The 23,375-nt window shown below is 41.3% G+C and carries 20 protein-coding genes; 17 read left to right on the top strand and 3 right to left on the bottom strand.

Features of this window, described 5'->3' with window-relative positions:
- Positions 1-333: 333 nt before the first annotated feature.
- Complete coding sequence (locus EIP89_RS00505) at positions 334-1,038, bottom strand: hypothetical protein (RefSeq protein WP_124396698.1); 705 nt, start codon at positions 1,036-1,038, stop codon at positions 334-336.
- A 632-nt stretch (positions 1,039-1,670) separates the two neighbouring features.
- Between EIP89_RS00505 and gldF the strand changes: the two genes are divergently transcribed.
- The 12 genes from gldF to pfkA all read left to right on the top strand — a co-directional run bounded on the left by gldF (position 1,671) and on the right by pfkA (position 12,052).
- Positions 1,671-2,402, top strand: a complete 732-nt coding sequence (gldF, locus tag EIP89_RS00510; RefSeq protein WP_124396699.1) for a gliding motility-associated ABC transporter permease subunit GldF — start codon at positions 1,671-1,673, stop codon at positions 2,400-2,402.
- A gap of 6 nt (positions 2,403-2,408) precedes the next feature.
- Positions 2,409-4,124 carry a gliding motility-associated ABC transporter substrate-binding protein GldG gene (gene gldG, locus EIP89_RS00515; RefSeq protein ID WP_124396700.1) on the top strand — a complete coding sequence of 572 codons (1,716 nt, stop codon included), beginning with the start codon at positions 2,409-2,411 and terminating at the stop codon, positions 4,122-4,124.
- Positions 4,125-4,127: 3 nt separating this feature from the next.
- Positions 4,128-4,919 (top strand): SDR family oxidoreductase, encoded by a 792-nt coding sequence (locus EIP89_RS00520; protein WP_124396701.1) that lies wholly within the window; start codon positions 4,128-4,130, stop codon positions 4,917-4,919.
- 54 nt (positions 4,920-4,973) lie between these two features.
- Positions 4,974-5,975: a DHH family phosphoesterase gene (locus EIP89_RS00525; RefSeq protein WP_124396702.1), complete on the top strand. Its 1,002-nt coding sequence runs from the start codon at positions 4,974-4,976 to the stop codon at positions 5,973-5,975.
- A gap of 200 nt (positions 5,976-6,175) precedes the next feature.
- A complete protein-coding gene (locus tag EIP89_RS00530; protein WP_124396703.1) occupies positions 6,176-6,817 on the top strand; it encodes a hypothetical protein in 642 nt (213 codons plus the stop codon).
- A gap of 111 nt (positions 6,818-6,928) precedes the next feature.
- Positions 6,929-7,276, top strand: coding sequence for a hypothetical protein (locus EIP89_RS00535; RefSeq protein WP_124396704.1), 348 nt, complete (start codon positions 6,929-6,931; stop codon positions 7,274-7,276).
- Between the two features lie 322 nt (positions 7,277-7,598).
- Positions 7,599-7,886, top strand: a complete 288-nt coding sequence (locus tag EIP89_RS11565; RefSeq protein ID WP_218019302.1) for a Fic/DOC family N-terminal domain-containing protein — start codon at positions 7,599-7,601, stop codon at positions 7,884-7,886.
- A 187-nt stretch (positions 7,887-8,073) separates the two neighbouring features.
- Positions 8,074-8,694: a Fic family protein gene (locus EIP89_RS11570; RefSeq protein ID WP_218019303.1), complete on the top strand. Its 621-nt coding sequence runs from the start codon at positions 8,074-8,076 to the stop codon at positions 8,692-8,694.
- Between the two features lies 1 nt (position 8,695).
- The gene (locus EIP89_RS00545; protein WP_124396705.1) at positions 8,696-9,556 is read left to right on the top strand and encodes a fructosamine kinase family protein; all 861 of its coding nucleotides are present in this window, start codon (positions 8,696-8,698) and stop codon (positions 9,554-9,556) included.
- 15 nt (positions 9,557-9,571) lie between these two features.
- Positions 9,572-9,952: a hypothetical protein gene (locus tag EIP89_RS00550; protein ID WP_124396706.1), complete on the top strand. Its 381-nt coding sequence runs from the start codon at positions 9,572-9,574 to the stop codon at positions 9,950-9,952.
- Entirely contained in the window at positions 9,953-11,074 is a 1,122-nt protein-coding gene (locus EIP89_RS00555; RefSeq protein ID WP_124396707.1) for a THUMP domain-containing class I SAM-dependent RNA methyltransferase, read from the top strand.
- A 6-nt stretch (positions 11,075-11,080) separates the two neighbouring features.
- The gene (gene pfkA / locus EIP89_RS00560; protein ID WP_124396708.1) at positions 11,081-12,052 is read left to right on the top strand and encodes a 6-phosphofructokinase; all 972 of its coding nucleotides are present in this window, start codon (positions 11,081-11,083) and stop codon (positions 12,050-12,052) included.
- 1 nt (position 12,053) lies between these two features.
- Here the strand turns inward: pfkA and EIP89_RS00565 are convergent, their stop codons facing one another.
- Positions 12,054-12,923 carry a hypothetical protein gene (locus EIP89_RS00565; protein WP_124396709.1) on the bottom strand — a complete coding sequence of 290 codons (870 nt, stop codon included), beginning with the start codon at positions 12,921-12,923 and terminating at the stop codon, positions 12,054-12,056.
- A 44-nt stretch (positions 12,924-12,967) separates the two neighbouring features.
- Positions 12,968-13,438 carry a hypothetical protein gene (locus tag EIP89_RS00570; protein WP_124396710.1) on the bottom strand — a complete coding sequence of 157 codons (471 nt, stop codon included), beginning with the start codon at positions 13,436-13,438 and terminating at the stop codon, positions 12,968-12,970.
- A 181-nt stretch (positions 13,439-13,619) separates the two neighbouring features.
- Here EIP89_RS00570 and EIP89_RS00575 point away from each other — a divergent pair, with 181 nt between their 5' ends.
- The 5 genes from EIP89_RS00575 to EIP89_RS00595 all read left to right on the top strand — a co-directional run bounded on the left by EIP89_RS00575 (position 13,620) and on the right by EIP89_RS00595 (position 23,373).
- Entirely contained in the window at positions 13,620-17,267 is a 3,648-nt protein-coding gene (locus EIP89_RS00575; protein ID WP_124396711.1) for a TonB-dependent receptor, read from the top strand.
- A 10-nt stretch (positions 17,268-17,277) separates the two neighbouring features.
- Entirely contained in the window at positions 17,278-21,348 is a 4,071-nt protein-coding gene (locus EIP89_RS00580; RefSeq protein WP_124396712.1) for a hypothetical protein, read from the top strand.
- A gap of 24 nt (positions 21,349-21,372) precedes the next feature.
- Positions 21,373-22,413, top strand: a complete 1,041-nt coding sequence (locus EIP89_RS00585) for a PorV/PorQ family protein (protein ID WP_124396713.1) — start codon at positions 21,373-21,375, stop codon at positions 22,411-22,413.
- Between the two features lie 79 nt (positions 22,414-22,492).
- Positions 22,493-22,969 (top strand): transcription elongation factor GreA, encoded by a 477-nt coding sequence (gene greA, locus EIP89_RS00590; protein WP_124396714.1) that lies wholly within the window; start codon positions 22,493-22,495, stop codon positions 22,967-22,969.
- An 11-nt stretch (positions 22,970-22,980) separates the two neighbouring features.
- Positions 22,981-23,373, top strand: coding sequence for an HIT family protein (locus EIP89_RS00595; protein ID WP_124396715.1), 393 nt, complete (start codon positions 22,981-22,983; stop codon positions 23,371-23,373).
- The last annotated feature ends 2 nt before the right edge of the window (positions 23,374-23,375 follow it).

Here is a 23,375-nt window from a genome sequence, read left to right on the forward strand (position 1 = left end):
TAAAGAAATGGTTTCAAGTAATTCTTAATTTTTTTCTTTCAATGAAAAAAAGAATGTTCTGAAGAAAATTTCATGGATTGTATTTATATGTAACAAAATAATTTAGACAAAAATCCTTGCGTTAATAAACAATAATTTGAATGAAGATGAAATTAATTTAAATTATTATTTAAAAAAATTAGTAGTAATCGAGTTGAAATTTTTTAAATATCTACTTTTAATGACTGACTACAAAAATCATCACATATTTAATAATTTTTATTTTTTGAACGAATGTACTTATATAAAAAAAGCCACCTTTTTAGGTGGCCATTGGTTTTTAGATTTAGAGAATTAATCGTTTTCAACATCTATTATTTGCTCAATCAAATCTTTTAATCTTTCATATAGTACATTGTTGCCATCGATGTTGTTTGGGCCAATCTCAATTTTTCCATTTTGATTTCCATCTGTTGCTTGAGTGAGATCGATTCCACCTTTTGACGGATCAAAAATTAATGAAACATCAAATATGAGCGATACGTTAATCTGTGATAGATTATTTAATGATATAGGTGTATCAAATTCTTTTTCAAACTCAAAATCATCTTCAATTTCAATTTCAAGAGGCTGATTACCTAAGCTTCCAATAACCACTATGCTAGCTTTGTTAGTTATTGCATCCGTTTTTGGATTTTTATCTATTTCAAATTCAATTTCAGAATATAAGCCATCTGGTAATTTTACAAAATCTGTTAGCATTACATCTCTAGGTGAGTTATTTTCAATTATTTTGATTTCAAAAGGTCCTTTCATTTCCTCTTCGGTAATGAGGCTATCTGGATGATTATTAAGTTCAAATTCTATTTCAGAGATGTTTATCCACATTTCATCAATGTGAAGCGACTGGCTTGTGCGATTAAAGTTTGTAGATGCAAATTTTGTTGAAACTTTTATGCTTATTCCATTCTTAATAGATGTAGAATTCTCTTTTTTGCAAGATCCAATTAAGAAAGCAGTTACTGCGAATAAAATAATTAAAACATTTTTCATATTCATATTATTCATTGATTTTTTACAAAAATAAAAAAATATAATCAAATAATTTTAAAAATATCTTGGGATTCATAATATATTTATTGAAATCATTATATTTTTCTCTGAAGATTACATTTATATATTTTTGAAATAAAAGTTTAAAATATTTTTAAGTTCATAAAAAAACCATGAATTTTTGTATTAAGTTTCAAGAATTGTTAAAATATTTATAAAAGGTCGTTAGTCATTAACGCTCACACAATAGCGTAAAGCTTTCTCAAAAAATAAAAAATATTGATTCTAAAGATCTTTTAATTTAATTCTGTTATTGTCATAATAGATGTTTTTTGATTAAATGATGTTTTTTTAAAAAAAGATTGAGTTTAAAATTCGGCTTTTTATTTAAGTTTTTAATTTGGTGTAATAGTGTAATACTTTTTATATAATAAAAAGCGAATTATGTTCTATCGCTTTTACTATCAGTTAGTTAGGTGTCGGAGAAGCAGAAATTGCCCGAAAAGTGACTTATCCTATTCGTCTTCAATTAATCTCATCTGAGCAATTTTTTTGAAGGAAGTCTTTTGAGAGAGTGATTTGCTCAAGTATTCAGACGCTATGTTGTTACTTTTGCTGGCATATAGTCAAAAAAGTAAATGAGTAGCCTGTATTGGAAGGAGATTAGAAGTTTTTTTGGTTCGCTGACGGCGTATTTGACGATAATTACGTTTTTGCTCCTTACTGGGCTGTTTTTGTTTGTCTTTCCGGGAGGGCTGAATGTGCTTTCGATGGGCTATGCCGGTTTAGATAGCCTGTTTATCATTGCGCCTTGGGTGTTTTTGTTTCTCATTCCGGCTATCACGATGCGGATGTTTTCAGATGAGATTCGCTATGGCACTATTGAGCTGTTGCTCACGCGTCCGCTGACCGAGTGGCAGTTAATATTCGGAAAATACTTGGCGGCTGTGACGTTGGTGGTTCTTTCGCTGTTGCCTTCACTGGTGTACGTCATTACAGTATATGTACTTGGCGATCCGCCGGGAAATTTAGATTCAGGCGCCACCATAGGCTCATACTTAGGCTTACTTATGCTTGGAGCGGTGTATGCTGCGCTGGGCATTTTGGCTTCGGTGCTCACTGAGAACTCAATTGTATCATTTTTAATCGGGGTGTTTTTGTGTTTTTTCTTTTTTTACGTAATCGATCAACTGGCTGCACTTAGCGTGCTGGGCAAGAGTGGGTTGCTGCTGGCACACTTCAGCATTAGCGAACACTACAACAGCATCAGCCGAGGGGTGGTGGACAGTAGGGATGTGGTGTATTTTGTGGGAATGATCGCAGTGGCTCTGGCCACAACGCGATTGGTACTGATCGTGCGCAGAAGCTGATAGAGGATGACAAACAAGGTAAAAAAACTCTACGTGTGGTACGGCAGCTTGCTTGCTGCTGTGATAGTGGTATATGTACTGGTTCAATATGCAGGCGTGATACGCCTTGACCTAACTGCCGAAAAGCGCTACAGCCTTTCGCCAGTAACCAAAGAACTTCTGACGGAAGTAAAGGAACCTATGATCTTTACGCTGTACCTGGATGGTGAATTGCCATCGGGATTCCGCAAGCTGCAGCGCGAGGTTAGGCAAGTGTTACAAGAGTTTAGGGCGTACAATCGAAATATTCTCTTCAAAATCGAAGACCCGGCCGCGGTAGGCGACAAAAAGGCTGTTCGCGACTTTCAGGAGCAGCTCGAGTTTAAAGGCTTATCGCCGGTGCAGGTGGAAGTGAACGAGGGCAATCAGGTACAGTTTCTTCAGCTCTTCCCGGGCATAATCGCTACCTATGGCGAGAAAGAGTCGGCCATTCAATTGCTCAGCACACATATCAACACTACCCCCGAAAATCAGATCAACATTGCCATTCAAAATCTTGAGTACAATCTGACCAATGCCATCCGAAAGCTTGTTCGAAAGTTTAGCCCCACCATTGCCTTTCTCGAAGGGCATGATGAGCTCTTGCCCGGCAGAGTAGCCGATATATCGCGGGCGCTTTCGGAGCACTACACGGTTTCTCGCTTTAACATTCGACAGTTCGAAAAAGACTCAGCCACCGGCGAAGTGAGCATTTTGCGACAGATGCAGCGACTTGACAATTACAAATGCCTTGTAATTGCTAAACCTCAAAAGCCCTTTACAGACCTTGACCTGTTTTTGATTGACCAGTTTATCATGAACGGGGGTAAGGTCGTATGGCTGATCGATGCGGTGGCAGCTGATATGGACTCACTCAGCCGGGCATCGGAGTTTATGGCGTACCCAATTCTCGATGAACTCAGACTGGGCAATTTGTTTTTCCGCTACGGATTTCGCATCAATACCAACCTGGTGCAAGATCGCAAGGCGGCCTGGGTGAGCGATATGCGCTCGGTGCGCCGGTGGATATACTTTCCGCTTATCGATCCGCTGTTATTTCACCCGATAACAAAAGATTTAAATTCCATAAAACTCGAATTTGCTTCTACCATTGATACCGTAATAGCACCGGGGGTCAAAAAGACTCCACTGCTTAAAACATCCGATGCTACACGTACTGTGGCTACACCCCACATCGTACGTTTGGCACATCTCTATAACTACCCTGGTACTGAGCCGTATCCAAAGCGCTTCCTTACCGTCGGTCTGCTGCTGGAAGGGACTTTTACGTCGTATTTTAAAAATCAAATCGTACCAAAAGAATCCGGACGCCAGATACCCTTCCGCGAAGAGAGTGTCCCGACTCAGCAAGTAGTAATAGCTGACGGAGATGTGATTAAAAATCAACTGAACATCGTTAACCCAAATATTCAGAAAGGAGCTCCCCTGCCGCTGGGATTCGATCAGTTTACAGGTACACAATACGGCAATCGGGATTTGATGCTCAACATTTTTGACTATCTGCTCGACGACAAAGGCCTCATCGCCCTGCGCAACCGCGAGTTTAAACTCCGACTGCTGAAGATGAGCCGTGTGTATGAAGAGATGTGGCTGTGGCGCATTATTAACGTGGCCCTGCCGGTTGTACTGGTCGTTATTGCCGGTGTTGTCTATACTCAGATTCGAAAAAAAATGTATGTTTAACGGATGAATATTGATTTAAAAGGCTTAAACGCTTTGGTGGGTGGAAGTACTGCCGGGATCGGACAGGCCATTGCAGAGCGATTGGCCGCTGCAGGTGCTACTGTGACCCTACTAGCTCGAAATGAAGCCAAATGCAAGGAAGTTCTCAATCTTTTGAACAAGAATATCGGTCAGCAGCACGACTACATCCTTGCCGATCAGACTTTGCCCTTAATACTGAAAGAAACTCTCGATCACTATCTCGCTGACCATTCAAAGACCTTTCATATAGTCATTAATAACACCGGTGGACCATCGCCTGGGCCTTTGCACCAAGCAGCTACTTCTGAGCTCGAAAAGGCTTTTTCGCAGCATGTGATAGCTTCACACCTCATCATGCAGACTTGCCTGCCCGGTATGAAAAAAGCTGGCTATGGCCGAATCATTAACGTGATTTCAACATCGGTGAAAGCCCCTTTGCCCAACCTGGGTGTTTCCAATACCATCAGGGCCGCAATGGCCAATTGGTCAAAAACTTTAGCCACCGAATTGGCTCCTTTTGGCATTACGGTTAACAACATCTTGCCCGGCGCTACCGATACCGATCGCTTGCGGTCTATCATCGAAACAAAGGCAAGCAAAAGCGGAAAATCCGCTGATGAAATTCGCCAGGAGATGATCGGTGAGATTCCTGCTGGGCGCTTTGGCTTGCCGCGAGAAATTGCCGCGGCTGCAGTCTTTTTAGCTTCGCCTGAAGCGGCTTACATCACCGGAATTAATGTGCCCGTAGATGGTGGGCGAACACCATCGCTTTAAACCTGTTTTTTCTCGCGAAATACGTTTTCATCTGTCAAACCTACCTTTGTGTACATGACTACAGAAGCTATTGCCTTGCGCCGATTGATTGATAGCAGTTCAAGTATTCTTATTACCACCCATATCAATCCCGATGGCGATGCAGCGGGCAGTTCTTTGGCCTTGTATCACATCCTGTGCAAAATGGGCAAAAATGTACTTTTCATTTCACCCAATGAAATACCGCCGTCGCTCCACTTTTTGCCCGGAGTTGATGAATATGTGCCTTTCAATCAAAACCCGGATACACTTGCTGAAAGACTTCAAAATACCGATCTGCTCTTTTGTCTGGACTACAATACCCTGAGCCGCACCGGCGATGCCATGGCCGAGCTACTCCGCACCTTTGCTGGAAAGAAGGTGCTTATCGACCATCACCAGCAGCCTGATACTGATTATGCGATTTCATTTTCCGATACGTCGTATTGCAGCACCTGTGAATTGCTCTTTCAAGTACTTTCAGAAGCATACCCTGATTTGAAATGGCTCACTCCCGATGTGGCCACGTGTTTATACACAGGCATACTTACTGACAGTGGCTCTTTTCGCTTTAATACAGTACAGCCGCGCACGCATAGGGCTGTGGCGACCTTACTCGAAGCCGGTGCTCCACATACGGCCATTCATGAAGCTATTTTTGATCAAAACCGACCTGAGCGTTTCAGGCTGATGGCCGTCATGCTTAGCCATATGACTTATCTGTCGCATTCGGTGGTCTATTCATGGATTACGGAAAAAGAATTTCTCCAATCAGGTGCTGACAAAGAGGACTCAGAGGGTTTTGTAAATATGGGGCTTTCGATACGAGGAGTAAAAGTATCAGCCCTTTTCAGAGAAGAAGAAGGAAAAGTGCGTATCTCTTTCCGATCAAAAGGTGAAGTGGATGTAAACCAATATGCCCGCACATACTTCAATGGTGGAGGCCATCGCAATGCCGCTGGTGGTACCTGGTATGGTACGATTCAGGAAGCTGTGAAGCGATTTGAAGAGACAATTTTTGAAGTAGTACCATCGTGAACAATTAAAAAGAGTTCTTTGATCAGAGGGTATCCAAAAATTTGATTTTAAAATTAATATAAAAATTAGGATATAATTAATATATATACATGAATTTTTAGGTGTCAAAACCAAAACAAGGCCTTGAAAGCGATTTTGAACGGGAATCCGAAAACCGTGAGAAGAGTAGGAGTTTTAAAATTAATTAAAATAAAAAAGCCTTGATTAGTCTTTCGTTTTTCTTTGTAATTCAGCTTCTTAGTGCTGGTCAAATTAGAATTATAAGACAAGGGAGTGCCAATGGAATTCATTATGATCGGGTTGATTCATATAAATCGGGTTGGTGGATTTTTGGTGAAAGACAGCTTGTTTATAAAGACCCTGGCAACATCAAATGTAAATGGGGCTTGAGTTCCGACCCTAGACTTAATAATGGTGTTTATGCTGAAGAAATTGAAGGCTTTTTAATTTTCATGTTATCTTCAGTTGTAATGAGCGGTACGCATACAGCTAATCGTTTTGGTTATGTATATCCGTATGTATTTACTTCTTCAATTGTAGAGGAAAATGTTTACAGACTTAATTTAAAAACCGGTAAATTAGAATGCATTTATGAGGAAAAGAATATATTGAGTGATGCTTTGAAATCAAAATATTTCAGAATATCTACATCAGTGGAGATTCCCAAGAATTTAGTTCTTTCAATGAATGACCAAAATATACCTTATCGAATACATAATCTTTATGATCTAGACTCAATGGCTGTAATTTATAATCGCATTGAGCACAATAATAAAAAGAATCACTTGTTTATTCTGGAAAATGATGGCGAAAATTGGGGTAAAAGAAAAATTATTTTGTGAAACAACAAATCTAAAAAAGAAAGTGCATTTCCATTACAATTTTATCAGCCATTTATAATTGATGGAAATTATGGATAAACGGTTTTTGGCAATAGAAAATCATTCGATTTGATGATTACCTATTCAAATCAAAGGATAATTGGTAAAAGATGGAATCAAAATTTAAAGCTTATAGTGCCTGAATATTGTCAGAAATGTGTAAATCCGAACGATAAAAGATTTCGGTATGTTGTACATAGTAATGGGGATAAAAAAGCCCAACAAAGATTTATTAAATCCAATGGTTTTTCAAAGAATAATGTATTTTACTATAGAGTAAAAAGTGACTTTGATATTTTGTTTACTTTACCCCTTGATGATGACCCTTTACATCATTTTTTTATGAACAGAATTATTGAAATTTATCGCGAATATATTTGGACTTTGGGAAAGAATTTTTTTGAAAATATGAAAAGATAAATAAAAAATCTCATACTTATATTTTATGCAGTGAGTTGCCCCTTTGTTTTTTTAATAGACAATTTTACATAGTATTTATTTTACAAGACTAATCTAATCGCACTTTCAAAATCGGATGTTATTTAAAGACTATTACCAAAACCTGAATCAGAGGTGATCAAGTGACTTTTTCAAGCCTGAAAATAAAATAAAAAAGAATCCTGTTTTACATTACATCGATAAAGTAAAATAAAATTCTTTTTATTGTACCTCAGTCTCATGCCTAACATAGAGAATTTTCATCCAGGCTCTTGTGCACAGGGCTATCGGTACCAAATATTTTATGCCTACTAAAATCAATACCGAATGGCAATGGAGCAGTGCGGAAATTAATGAGTTGATTGAAAAAGCAGCTTTAAAACTAGGCGAGTTAAATGCTTTATCTCGATTTGTGCCCAGTGTTGATGCTTTTATACACATGCACGTGACGCAAGAAGCTGTATTATCAAGTGAAGGTATACAAACCAACATTTCAGAAGCATTGTTGCCTGAAAATGAAATTCAACCCAAAAGACGTGGCGATTGGAAAGAGGTACGCAACTACATTCGGGCTTTAGAATATTCCATATAAACACTTGAGGTGCTTCCAATTTCCGGACGTTTAATATGCGAAACACATCGAGTCCAGATGACAGGAGTGGGAGGTGAGCATAAATTGCCAGGTGAATATCGAAAAAGTCAAAACTGGATTGGAGGTCTTTCGCTTACAGACGCTGTGTTCATTCTACCACATCATGATAATGTGCCGGAATTGATGAGTGGTATGGAGTTTTTTTTTGCACAACGACCAGATTCATTTACCCGATATTCTGCGGATAGCTATTGCGCATTATCAATTTGAAACGATTCATCCCTTTTTGGACGGCAATGGTCGAATGGGCCGATTGCTTATTACATTGCTTTTACTGGATCGAAAAATTTTGCAAAAGCCCTTGCTATACATTTCTTCTTTTTTTGAGAGAGACAGGTATTTGTATTACATTAGATTGCATCGAGTGCGAACAGATGGAGATATGTACGGTTGGATTAAATACTTCCTAGTAGGAGTGGTAGAAACGGCTGAACAGGCTCTCGATAAGCTTCATTCTATTTTAAATGTTAAACGAGAAGTAGAAAGTTTGGTTAATTATCAGTTTGGAAAAAGAACTGCTAAAGGTATGTGTAAACTGAATGCCTTGTATGAAAATCCATATATCAAAATCGATAAAGTAGTCGATATTACTGGTTTGAGCTTTAAGGCTGCTTCAGACTTAGTCGCATTGTTCGTAGATCAAAACATCTTATTTATAGATCATTACATTTTATACGAAATTACAGGTCAGAGCAGAAATCGGATTTTTGTGTTTAAGCGGTACCTCTTGAAATTTTTGAAAAATTGAGATGAATATTCCTTCTTCACTTTCTGATAAGATTATCAAAAATCTTATCAATAAAGATGTATGTCTTACATTCAAAGGAGTCCACGGCGGTTGCATCGGGCAGTCCTATTGTGCAGAGGCTGAAGGTCTGCGTTTTTTCGTCAAAACTATCACACAGTCTATGCCTTCGGATTTTTTCCGCAAAGAAGCCAATGGTCTTCAACTGCTCAAAAATCAGGGCCTGAAGAATGTGCCCGAAGTATGGCTGGTCGATGACGATGTTTTAGTATTAGAATGGGTCGAGCCCGGTCGAAAAACTTCGGCCACCATGCGGCAGGCAGGTATTGCTCTTGCTGAACTTCACCTTCGGCCACAGCCCTTTTTTGGCCTTGATGAAGACAACTATATCGGCTCCTTACCGCAACCGAATGGGCGGTACGACAGTTGGGCAGAGTGCTATTTTCATTCCAAACTCTGGCCGGCAGCGCAGGAGGCGCACAGACGGGGTCATTTGGTGGCAACTCTGCTTGCTGATTTGGAAATTTTGTACAAAAAACTACCCGAGCTACTGCCTGATGAAAAGCCTTCGCTCTTACATGGCGACTTGTGGGGCGGAAATGTGATGGCTGCGGCCGACGGCCGACCTTATTTTATCGACCCGGCCGTGTACTTCGGCCATCGCGAGGTGGACATTGCCATGACCATGCTCTTTGGCGGCTTCGACAGTACCTTTTATCAATCGTATTACGAAACGTACCCACTGCTGCCAGACTTTAGGCAAAGAATTCCGCTTTACAAACTCTATCCGCTGCTGGTACATGCAGCACTTTTTGGCATTTCGTATCAGGCCGATTGTGTAGATTGCATTCGAATGTATGTGTAAATCCACCAAAAACTTATGAAAAAACACAACTACCTGATTTTGATCAGCTTGGTAACCCTAGGGGTGGTGTTACTTTCGTCTTGTGGCAGTACTAATGAGCCACAAGATAGCGATGAAATGACAGAAAATAGCCAGGCGTTTATCTCCAATGTGGAAATTTTACCCTATGAATTATCGGATTCGCTTACCGTTACACAAGTAAAAACAACCCTTGTAGCTCGTGAGCGCGACTCTGCTTTTACGCTTGTAATTCAGGCTTTGAGAGGAGAAAATACTTTTCTCGACAGTGTTTTTTTCGCCGTAAAAAAAGATGACACCGCCCGTGCCAATGTGGTCTTTACACAATTGCCATTCGACGAAAAAAATCCACCGAAAATCGAACTCATCTACCACTAAATGTACACATTGCTTGTAAAGACTCTTTCTGGATTTGAACAGCTCCTTGTCGACGACATTCGCGAGTATGGTGGTGAGATACTTTCTGTGCAAAAAAGGTCAGTAATTTGTAAAGGAGATCATCGATTGGTCGTAGATGTAAATGTGCGCTCGGGAGTTACTGTTTTTGTGTACATCTTATTGGAGAAATTTACAGCAGCATCTAAAGAACACTATGTGCGAAATGTGTCGAAAATTCCCTTTCAAAACTTTGTAAAAACACATCAAACATTTGCCGTTAAAAGCGATGTCTTTCAATGCCCTTGGATCGACAATTCGATGTACGCTTCCCTTCTGTTAAAGGATGCCATAGCAGATGTACAGCGTAAAACGTCAGGCTCCAGGAGCAATGTAAATGTGGAAAATCCGGATGTAGAGTTTTATCAATACATCTACAGAGATTCTGTATCTATTTACATCAACACTTCCGGCCAACCATTGTACAAAAGAGGATATAAAACGCTTTCGGCCAAAGCTCCTGTTAACGAAGTATTGGCACACGGCATACTCAGGCTTAGCAAATACAATCAGAATACGCCATTTGTGAATCCCTTTTGCGGTTCAGGGACGTTCATTAGTGAAGCTGTGATGATGAGGAAAAAACAGTATCCAAACAGCTATCGACAGCATTTTTCATTTTCAAATTTTAGTTGGGAATCTTTTGATACCTATTGGAAAAATCTTTTAAATTCAGTACCACAAAATACACCACTTTCAGATGTAGAAATTTATGGTATTGATAATGATTATACAGCAATTAAAAATGCCCAAAAAACCCTTGAAAAAATTGCTGAAGGTTGCAAAGTTCGAATAGAAAGAGCTGATTTTTTTCAGTGGAAAAGTCCGGTTGATAAAGCCTTTTTACTGATGAATGTGCCGTACAATCAACGATTGAAAATCGATTCGAAGGCTTTTTTCACAAAGTTGGGTGATACCCTGAAAAAGAATTATTCCGGCAGTGAGTGCTGGATACTCTCAGCCGGTAAGGAACATACGAGGCATATGGGATTGAAATCTTCCCAGACCATTCCTCTTTACAACGGTCAACTTCCGGTATTTCTTCAACAATTTCATATATATTAGTGTGCCATGAAACGAATTGGAATTTTTACATCAGGAGGCGATGCTCCGGGCATGAATGCCTGCATACGGGCAGCTGTGCGCACTGCATTGGCCAATGGGTTAGAGGTGTATGGTATTTACAGAGGCTATCTAGGAATGATCGAAGGCGACATCGTACCCTTGCAAAGCAGTGACGTGTCAAATATCATCCAGCGCGGAGGTACCATCCTGAAAACTGCTCGCAGCGATGAATTTCGTACCCCTGAAGGGCGCTCTAAAGCCGCTGAAAATCTCAAAAAATTTGGAATCGAAGGGCTAGTTTGCATTGGTGGAGACGGATCGTTTAAAGGAGCATCTGTACTATATGAAGAGCACGGCATCAAAACCATAGGTGCTCCCGGTACGATTGATAACGATCTATATGGCACTGATTCGACCATCGGCTATGATACTGCGGTCAATACTGTGGTTGAAGCTGTGGACAAACTGCGCGATACTGCCGCTTCGCACAACCGTCTGTTTATAGTAGAAGTAATGGGGCGCGATGCCGGATTTATCGCCCTACGCTCAGGCATAGCCTGTGGTGCTGAAGCTATACTTGTGCCCGAAACCCCTACTTATATAGATGGTCTGATTCAAAAGCTGCGCGAAGGCTGGTCGCGCAAGAAGCATTCATCCATCGTAATTGTGGCGGAGGGTGACGAAAGCGGGGGCGCCTATCAAGTAGCGGATGCGGTAAAAAAGAACTTTGACAAGTACGACGTGCGTGTGACCATACTTGGTCACATCCAGCGCGGTGGTAGTCCCTCAGCCTACGACCGCGTATTGGCCAGCGAAATGGGATATGCTGCCGTAAAAGGGTTAATCTCTGGAAAATACAATGTAATGGTAGGACGTCAGGGAAGAGAAATCGTATATGTTCCTTTTGAAAAGGCTATTAAGCACAACAAAGAGCTGAACAAGTATTTGCTGGAAATAGCTGAAACGCTCTCGCGATAAATCAAAACAGCTGTACAGTAAGCCCTACAGAAAAACCTATGTGATTGAAAGGCAGACTAAAAGGTCTAGCTTTACTGGGTTCATTAGCAATTATTTCATCCTGATCGGTAATGCGGATGTTTCGGTCGTACACCGTTTCGCGCTCGTAGCGGGCAAATTGATTTAATTGGCCTTGACCATTGACTTCGTAAAACACCAATTCAGACCTCCTCGGGCTAAAATTTGCGCCTAAAGCTCGTACCTCGGTAAAAAGAAAAAGCCGGTCATCGAGAGACCATTCGATGCCTAATGCCCCGGAAAGCCCTAAAGAGAATCGCCCGATGTAGTTGGTTTGCATTTCTATAAAATCGTAAAAATTACTGTTGTTGGGCAATAGAACCGAAGATTTTTCCTGAATTACACCTACAATAATAGGAAACCCAACTCTGATGTAGGGTCTGGTTATATATTCCATCGGAAGCATAAAGGTAACTTCTGGCGTAAAAAGAAAAGCATTTGAAGTGAGCGTTCTGGGTGATTCGAATGTAAAATCAAGCGTGTCAATTCGAGTTGTATACACATCTTTTACCGTAGAGGAACTGTTGAATTGGTAAGCCACATCCAAACCAAAGCGGAAAATGTCATTAATCTGATAACCAAACCCAAAATGAGCAAAAGCTCCCGAGCCAGGAGAAAAGTAATTAACTTGTATATCGAGTGTAGAGTCTGTCAGCGTTCGATTTTCCCAATTATTAAAAGGAATGGAGTAGGGTTGACTTAGCGTGTATGAGGCGCCACCTCTAATAAAAAAACCTTGTTGATAATAATTTTGAGAGAAGAGAGGAAGTGAAAAAATCAAAACAGCCGTGCTTAGCACTATACGGGTGTTCATTTTTACTAAAATTTACAGCAAATAAAAACAAGAAAAATCGATACTCAATTAAAAACCCGGATGCTGTTGCCGAAAAACTGAACTCTGTATTGTCGCAAGGGTTGGGAGCGATTTCCAGCCGCAGGAGTACCGTCGAAAAGCACAAAGAGCGCGCTGTCACATTCGCAGGCAGTCATTACATTATCGGTCAGTACAGAAACCCTTCCACATGACTGATTGACGTGATTTGGACACGTGCGATCAAAGGCTCTAAAGTCATCTGCATTTCCATTAAAAAAAGCTCTATAGATCAAAAGTCCTCGAAAACCTCCAGGATGATAAATCCATCCGCCAGGCGATTGCAGTGGTGCACTTGAAGGCAGATTTAAATAAATGAGTTCGTCTACTACTACATTTGGAACCATATGCTGTTCTGAGGCTTTACAATTAGAAAGCAAAAGGTGAATCGTAGAAAAGAAGACAAGCAGTTTCCAGCCTCTAAACGATTTTAAATTTCCAAAAATTAAAGCCAACATTTCGACCAAAATTGTTTCAAACTTTATTCAGTTAGCATTAACCTAAATATAACAAAAATAAAATCAGTAAGATACGTCACACTAACGCGGGAATAAAAAATCTTATTGCCCTTGTTGAGGGATTATTTAAAATGTTTTTAATTTATGCCCTCTTAAATGCCCAAATTATAAAGTTCAGAAAATGGTGAAAAGATTACTCGTCCTTTTCTTATGTGCTATAGCTATTTCAGCCGGAGCTCAGGAGCGACCAGGCCGATTATTAGGTAGAATTTTTGAGAAAGGTAATCCAAAAGAACCTGTTCCTTTTGCTAATGTAGTAATAAAAGATAAAGCAGGTGCAATTGTTAAGGGTACTGCAAGTGATGATAACGGTAATTACAACATTTCACCTTTGAATCCCGGAACTTATAATGTAGAGGTAACAGCGGTTGGCTATGCCAAAGCAACAATTGCCGGAATATTGATTAAGCCCAATGAAGCTACTACACTCAATGTTCCTATGCAGGAAGCCACTGAAATGCTCTCCGAAGTCACCATTACCTGGGAAAAACCTCTGGTGGATAATAAAACTGTGGTAACCTCTGAAGAAATCACTCAAATGGCCATACGCGATGTAGCAGCAGTAGCTGCTACAGCGGCTGGTGCCTTTCAAGCTGTAGAGGGCGGTGGTATTAGCATCCGCGGGGGTCGCGAAGATGCTACTACCTATTTTATAGATGGTGTAAAGGTGCGCGGAAGCCTTTCACTTCCTCAGGGGGCTATCGCTCAGCAGCAAGTATATACCGGTGGTCTTCCTGCTCAATTTGGAGATGCCATCGGTGGAGTAATTTCTACAACCACTAAGGGCCCTTCTTCTAATTATTTTGGAGAAGCTGAGATATTATCATCTTCTCTTTTTGATAAATATCACTTCAATCTTTTTGCATTAACTGCTGGTGGTCCGTTGATCAAGAAGAAAGGAAAACCCATTGTAGGTTTTTTGATCTCTTCTGAGTTTCAATATGAAGCAGATCCAAGACCTTTTGTAACGAAGCAATACCGAGTAAAAGAGAATGTATTGCGCGAGTTGCAGAAAACACCAGTGCGTCCAGCAAACTTGGGTCAAGGGGTTCTTTACAATACAGAATTTATTACAATGGCTGACCTGGAAGAGATCCCTGCACGATTAAATGCCGATCGTAGTGAATTGAGGTTACAGTCAAACATCAACATAAAGACTGGAGCAAACTCGGGCATTTTGCTGGGAGGTCGTCTTTCAGCGCGTTGGGGTAAGGATGTTAGTTTCTTAAACTCATTATTCAATTATGAAAATTATGGACAGTCTAATAACTCCGACTGGGCAGTGTTTGCGAGATTTCAACAGACATTAGGTTCTTCAGAGGGAAGGTCTAAAATTAAAAATGCTTATTATCAGATTCAAGTTGACTACTCGAGAAGTGAACGCAGAAGTTTCGACCCGCGATTTGGCGACAATATTTTTGCTTACGGCCACATCGGATACTTCGATAGATACCAATCATTCATCTACAGTTATGGAACTGACACTGCAACAGGATTACAAGGTTGGTTAGCCATCGTTCCATTTGATACTGCTATTACTTTCCGTCCGGGTCCGTATAATCCAGTAAGAGCCAGATATACAGAAATTTTTTATGAAACTGTAAGAGAGAATCCGTTTCTCGGCAACACTCGCACCTATGATGCCCTTCGCCAAGGTCGTGCTCTCTGGAATGGCGACAACCCACAGACAGTGTATAACGGACTTTGGGGCAATGTTGGTGCTCAAATAGAAGGTTATAGCAAGGGGCGCTTTTCTCAGTTTCGCGTTACAGGCTCCTTCTCTTTTGAATATTTGCGCCATCAGATTATTACCGGTTTTGAATTCGAACAGCGCATCGACCGTTCATTCAGTGTAGGGGCTAACGGACTTTGGGGCCTTATGCAACAGCTGCAAAATGACCACATCAGGGAGCTTGACTTTGGTAAGCCCATGCCTGTAAGAGATGAAAATGGCGTATTCTTAGACACCATATATTATCCAAGAAAATTTGACGCTGGAAAACAAAATGCCTTTGACGAACGCTTCAGAAGGAGAATTGGTCTTGACCCGAATGGATTAGATTTCCTAAATGTATTTAGCTACGATCCTTCTGTATTTTCTCTCGATCTCTTCAGTGCTGATGAGCTCATTAATTTGAGTGGTTCTAGACTAGTGGGATATTATGGATATGACCACACCGGTCGGATTTCAGAACGCCGTGTTTCTATCAACGACTTCTTTACTCGTAGAGGGGCTGATGGAAGATTGCTTAGACCCATTGGTGCTTTTGAGCCCATCTACGTCGCTGGTTATATACAAGATCAATTTGAATTCTACGATCTGCGTTTCAACGTAGGTGTTCGCGTTGACTATTTTGACCTGAACCAGCCGGTTCTCAAGGATCCATACAATTTGTACCCAGGTGTAACTGTTGGTGAAGTACGCAATGGAATTTTCCCGAATATTCGTGGCAACATTCCATCTAATATAGGTGACAATTACGCACTCTATGTCGACAACTACAACTATTTTATAGGTGGTAATGAATTTTCAAACATAGTAGGCTTCCGCGATGGCGATAACTGGTACGACATTTTAGGCCGTCGGGTAGATAACCCCAAACTCATAGCTGACCTCGGTGGAGGTAATGTTCGCCCGGTGCTTTACGATCGTCCGGAAAATCAACGTCTCGGTCCAAACTCGTTTACTGACTACAGACCTCAGGTAGTGGTGATGCCACGTGTAAGCTTCAACTTCCCCATCTCAGATGTCGCACTGTTCTACGCACACTACGATGTGCTCGCTCAGCGCCCTGATGTGGGATTGTCGAGATTTAATCCAATCGAATACCTCGAGTTGGAATTCGGTAAAAACCTGCAAGACCCAATTAACAATCCAAACCTTAAACCCCAGAGAACCACAGATTACGAACTCGGTTTCCAACAAGTGCTCTCATCCAGATCTGTTCTCAAACTAGCAGCCTTCTATCGCGAAATGCGCGATATGATGCAGACAATAGCACTCACTCAGGCATATCCTAATACATACATTACTTATGGTAACCGAGACTTTGGTACTGTAAAGGGTTTTACCTTCGAATTTGACCTTCGCCGTACCAATAATGTGAGCGTAACTGCCAACTATACCTTGCAGTTTGCTGATGGTACTGGTTCAGGTCCTAACTCGGGTGCAAACCTGGCCCGCTCCGGACAACCAAACATTCGCTACATCCTACCATTGAGCTTTGATACACGTCACAGAATTGTAACTCGACTGGACTATCGATATGGAAAAGGAGTAAATTACAATGGTCCAATATGGTTTAACAAGCGCGTTTTCGAAAACGCAGGTGCAAATATTGTGGTGACAGCAAACTCAGGAACACCCTATTCAAGAAGGTTGTTTGCCTATCCTATTAACAGCTCAGAAACTCAATCACCCCTTATTGGACAAGTGAACGGTTCACGCCTGCCCTGGCAAATAAGAGTAGATGCACGAATAAACAAGGTTTTTGATGTGAAATTCAACAAAGAAAGCAAGAAGGTGTATGGATTGGATGTTTACCTACAGATTCTTAACCTCCTCAACACAAAGAACGTAGTAGCCGTTTATCCATACACTGGATTACCAGACGATGATGGTTACCTTACCTCACCACAAGCTGTAAACTCAATCAACTCTCAAGTGAGTGCACAGTCATACATCGACCTCTACAACGTGCGTTTGTTGAGCCCATTTAATTTCGGATTGCCGAGAAGAATTCGTTTAGGTATTATGTTTAATTTCTAATAAAGTGAATATGAATTGGTTGAGAACACTATTCATTCTCACTCTGGCAAATGCTGCCTTTTTAATGAACGCCAGAGAAATCCCGGGCCTTGGAAGCCCGAAAAAGCGTACAGGCCGTACTCTACAGGAATTGTGCGCGCCTGCCACTGCCCAGGCTGACCTTAACCTGAATAACGTAAGAGCTACAGTTTTGGCTGCCGGTGATATGTGGTGGAACCTCAATCAGCCCAGATATGAAGTGCCAAAAGGCTCAAACCGCCACTCTATGTTTGCCGGTGCACTTTGGTTGGGTGGTTTAGATGAAGGTAATCAGTTGAAACTAGGAGCAATGACCTATCGCCAGCGCGGTAACGATTATTGGCCTGGTCCTTTGTCAAACGACGGTTTAGCTAGTGTAAATGCGGAGATTTGTCGTACATATGACAGATTCTGGATCATCTTCCGTTCTCAAGTCGAAAAGCACAGAGGATGGCTTCAGTGTAAAGAGGATCCGAACTGCGACCTGTCCACCAAATATCCCAATTACGACAATGAAGTACCTACCATCATTCGCGATTGGCCGGGTAATGGGATCAACGGTGAATTAGACTTTAAACTTGCTCCATTCATGGATTTAGATGGCAATGACCTTTACGACTATCGCTTTGATTATCCTGCCTACGACCTTGATAGAGCTTTTGATTGTCGCATCAAGGAAGTGGACCTTCTCTATGGTGATATGACGATTTGGTGGGTGTACAACGACCGCGGGAACATTCACACAGAAACCCAGGCCGGAGCCCTCGGTTTTGAAATTCGTGCACAAGCATTTGCCTTCTCCACCAACGACGAGATCAACAACATGACGTTTTACAACTACCGAATCTTGAACAAGTCAACCTTTAGACTCACAAATACCTTCTTTGGAACCTGGTTTGACGCCGACCTCGGTAACCCTTACGACGATATCATAGGTTGTGATATTGCTCGTGGTCTTGGATACGTGTACAATGCTGAACCAGTAGATGCAGGTCCATTAGGATATGGAGCATATCCTCCAGCTATTGGCTTTGACTTTTTCCAAGGTCCTTTTGCCGATTATTTTGATGGAATAGATAATGACCGCGATGGCTGCGTAGATGGTGTACGCGACGACTTTGGTGTTTGTCAACCTGAGAACCCTGCCATCGGTCGCAATGAGCGCATCATTATGAGCGGCTTTATGTATTACAACAACACGGGTAGCCCTGGTGTTAACCCCAACACAACCGACCCGAGAAATGCTGCTGAATTTTATCAATACTTGCAATGCATCTGGAGAAATGGAAACCCACTAGTCATCGAAAATCCCAGCGGTCCCGGTAATACCAACAATGGTGACGGATTTACCGTAGATGGTTCTGGTACTCGTACCTTCTTTGCTTATCCGGGTCTCTCATATGATACGACTGGTGCATATAAGCCTGATGAACCGCTTCCGAATGGTGGCTGGTGGGAATCACCTGCCAATAAAGCCGATAAAAGAGGCTTGCACTGTGCTGGTCCTTTCTCGCTTGCTCCAGGTGCTCTCAACTTCATCACCACAGGAGCGGTATGGGCAAGGAATTTTTTCTCAGATGACCTTTTTGCTTCTATGGAGTTAGTCATTATCGCTGACGACAAAGCCCAAAAACTTTTCGACAATTGCTTTCAGTTGCTTGACGGTCCAGACGGTCCAAAGCTGGATATAGTAGAATTGGATCGGGAACTTATCCTAAATCTCTCCTACGACGAAACATCCAATAATTTTAATTTGCGTTACCGACAAAGAGATCCTCTGATACCAGATCCTCCCGGAGCAACACCACAACAAATCCAAACTGCTCGTGACACGGGTTATTATGACTACAAGTTTGAAGGTTTCCAAATCTTCCAGTTGAGAGATGCTAACGTAAGTGTAGCTGATCTGTACAATCCTGCCTTAGCTCGTTTAGTAGCTCAGTGTGATATAAAAAATCAGCATGGTCAGTTAGTAAATTATACAAGAGATCCAAGCTTGAATGCGCTTGTGCCACAAGATATGACCATTCAAGCCAACAACAACGGTATTCGCATGTCATTTAGAATACTTGAGGATGCTTTTGCTACCGGATCCAACAGAAGACTAATAAACCACCGAGAATATTACTTTATTGCCATCGCATATGCAGTTAATCAATTTGCGCCTTTTGATCCTGCACGTCCTGAACTGACGCAAAAAGTTCCCTACCTACCTGGCAGAAAGACTTCAGGTTCCGAGGGAATTGTTGTTTTCAAAGGAATTCCAAGAATCACCAAGCCTGAGCAAAACGGTTTGGTTTTAGGAGCTAATTATGGAGATTCACCAGAAATTATACGCTATGAGGGTTTAGGCAATATGGGTAAATTCATTGATTTAAGACCTGACATTGAAGAAAGAATCGTTCGCGATGGCAGGGTAGATGAATTGGCCTACTTACCTGGTTTTGGTCCTATCGATATTAAAGTGGTTGACCCAAAAAGAGTTCCTGCTGGTGACTTCAATCTGAAACTCATTGGCGTAGGTGATACCGCTCGTTGGGTAATAACTGGTGGTAACCTCCCCAATCCAATCTTCAGCGATACTACATTGAGTTTCCCCAATGAGCAAATCATTCCAGAACTAGGATTATCTGTAACCATTAACAATTTCAATAACCCAGGAAGAGATTGGCAGTGTACCTACCGCAATGGCGTAGTGGGATCCCAGATAATTTTCTCTGATCCCAATAAAGCATGGCTCTCAGGGGTATCTGATAATACCTCCTTTACTCCAAGAAATTGGTTGGCTGTGGGTACTAATACAGTTGCTACTTCTCCTCCTGCAAACCTTTATCCTGACCAAACCTTTGTGCTGCCAGGCTCAAATACAACAGAGCCAATGGATCCTTGTCGTTTCTTCGCAACGTTTGTTGATGGTACATGGGGTCCTTATACCTTAGCTAGAACAAATACATTAGCTTTACCCAATAATTTGGGAATGGGGCCTGCCCGTGCTCAAACTCCTAGAAGGGATATTTCTACATTGCGATCTATCAACGTCGTAATTACAAGTGATAAGAGTAAATGGACTCGTGTTCCAGTGTTTGAACTTTGTGAAGAACCTGCACTGGCCATCGGAGGAGCTTCAAAATTTGAACTCAGAAAAAGCACCTCTTTAAGCTTAGTTAATGGCCAGTTAGTCGAAGATCCTTCTTTACCTCAAGGATGGTCGTACTTCCCAGGGTATGCCATTGATGTCGAAACAGGCAGAAGGCTTTACATGGCCTTTGGAGAAAACTCCTTCCGTGTGGGTCAAAGAGGTAATGACATGCGTTGGAATCCAACCTCTGAGGTTCAAGATAAGTTAGGAAACTTTGTTTTCGGTGGCCAACATTACGTATATGTGTTTGCAGCTGACGGTTTAAATGGTTCTGGTCAACCGATTGACCTAACCTATCGCGGAAATGCTCCTCAGGATTTCCCGCTGTTCAATGAAATTAGCAACCTAGCTCAACCAATTTCAAGAGCCGCTGTGTTTAGAAATATTGATTGGGTGAGCATTCCACTAACTGCTCCCGGTTACAACGTAGATCCGAATGTGAGTATGCCTGCTGAGGTAACCATTAAATTGAGGGTATCTCGCTCTTTCTCTAATTATCAAACACAGTACAGTGCTAATCCTGACGGAAACAACGGCAACCCGTCTTACAAGTTTAGCACCCGCAGCATAGCAGCTCGCAATAATGATTTACAAACCGCTAAAAACGCTCTTGATTTAATCGGCGTAGTTCCAAATCCATATTTTGCCTATTCAGTTTATGAAACTTCACAGTTAGACAATAGAGTGAAGATTATAAATCTGCCAGTACGTTGTAATATCAATATTTTTACTACCAATGGAGAGCTGGTACGTACCATAACAAAAGACAATACCGATACTTGGGTTGAATGGGATTTAAGAAATAACTACGGAATACCCATTGCCAGTGGTATGTATATTATACATATAGATGCTTTTGGTATCGGTCATAAAGTCGTGAAGTGGTTTGGTGCTATGCGACCTGTGGACTTAAACGCATTCTAAGAACCTAAATCCTGTGTATAAAAAGTGAGAAGAATAACATCTATCGCAATAGCTGTGAGCCTCTCTGCAGGCTCACTCTTTGCCGGTAACCCTCAGCGTGTTGGTTCAGCTGGTGCAAGTGAGTTGCTTAACAATACTTGGGCTCGAAATTCTGGTTGGGGAAATGTTAATACAGCCGGAGTACGTGGTGTGGAGTCTGTTTTTTTAAACATCGCCGGTATTGCCAATACTGAAAATCTCGAAATAGCTTTTACAAATACGCAATGGCTTGCCGGCAGTGATATCACTGTAAACTCTATTGGTCTAGTAAAAACTGTTGGAAATACCGGAGCTTTGGCACTATCGATCAACAATTTCTCTTATGGAGAATTGATCGTTCGCACAGAGGCTCAGCCGGATGGTGGTATTTCTACAATTTCACCATACGCTGCCATCATCACCGGCGGATATGCTCAAAAGTTTACTGAGAGTATATATGGTGGTATCAATCTCAAATTTTACAATCAAGGCCTTCCAAACCTCAATGTATCAGCTCTGCTTGTGGATGCTGGTGTACAATATCACACCGGTGAAGAAAATCGTCTAAAATTTGGAATCACACTCCGCAACATTGGTCCATCAGCCTCATTTGGTGGAGATGGTTTGTCCATCCAAGCTACTGTACCCGGTGGAGGTTATACACAAACCTTTTCTAGTAGATCAGCTAAATTTGAATTTCCATCAAATCTCGTAATTGGGGGGAGTTATGATTTCTTCTTAGGAGGCGATCAACTGTTGACGGCAGCTATAAACTTTCAATCTAACTCATTGCAGAAAGATGAATATGGCGTAGGTGTTGAATACGCCTACCGACAAACTTTTATGGCTAGAGTTGGATATACTATTTTTGATAACCGGCAAGATCGACAGCAGACTAACATTCATACTGGATTAGCGGCTGGTATCTCTTTTTTAGTGCCTATGTCTAAAGAATCAGGTTCTAATCTCGCCTTTGACTATTCTATTCGCACGACTCGTACGCCCTTTCAGGGTACTCACTCTATTGGAGTAAGATTATCACTTTAAAATCGTATATTTGTTGCGTGAATGAGGCCTCGTACAGAGGTCTCATTCTTTTATTATTTAACCTAAAAGAAGAACACCTATGTCAAAAGTCACCTACTTAACCGCAGAAGGTTTAAAGAAGTTAAAAGAAGAGCTTGATTATTTAAAAAACGTAGAACGTCCAAAGATTTCTCAGCAGATTGCAGAAGCTCGCGACAAGGGTGATTTGTCAGAAAATGCAGAGTACGATGCCGCCAAAGAGGCTCAAGGCCTTTTGGAATTAAAAATCTCTAAACTTGAAGACCTCATCGCTAACGCTCGTCTGATGGATAAGTCAGACGTAGATGTATCGAAAGTGATGGTGATGAGTACTGTAAAGTTGAAAAATCTGAAAACAAATCAGATTGTATCGTACACCCTCGTATCTGAAACAGAAGCAAATCTAAAATTGGGCAAAATCTCTATTAACTCGCCTATAGGTCAAGGACTTGTTGGGAAGAAAGTAGGCGAAAAAGTGGCTATTAAAGTTCCGGCAGGTACATTAGAGTTTGAAATTCTTGAAATTTCGGTTGAATAAAATTTGCGGTTATGGCTTCTATCTTCTCTAAAATTGTTAAGGGGGAAATACCTTCATACAAAATTGCAGAAACAGAAAGCTGTTATGCCTTCCTTGACATATTTCCATTAACTGAAGGGCATACATTAGTGATTCCAAAGATGGAGGTTGATAACCTTTTCGATTTGCCTGATTCCATTTATTCAGAGCTTTGGAGTTTAGCTAAGCGAATTGCACCAGCTATCCAAAAGGCTTATCCTTGCATTAAAGTAGGTGTCGCTGTTGTAGGGCTTGAGGTACCTCATGCTCATATACATCTGATGCCGATCAACTCAATTCAGGACATCAATTTTGCGCGTCCGAAGCTTCAACTTACGCCAGAAATACTTAAGGCTTCTCAAGAGAAAATCTGTAAATTTTTATAGAT

The sequence above is a fragment of the Thermaurantimonas aggregans genome, assembly GCF_003851885.1.
In the GTDB taxonomy this organism is placed as follows: domain Bacteria; phylum Bacteroidota; class Bacteroidia; order Flavobacteriales; family Schleiferiaceae; genus Thermaurantimonas; species Thermaurantimonas aggregans.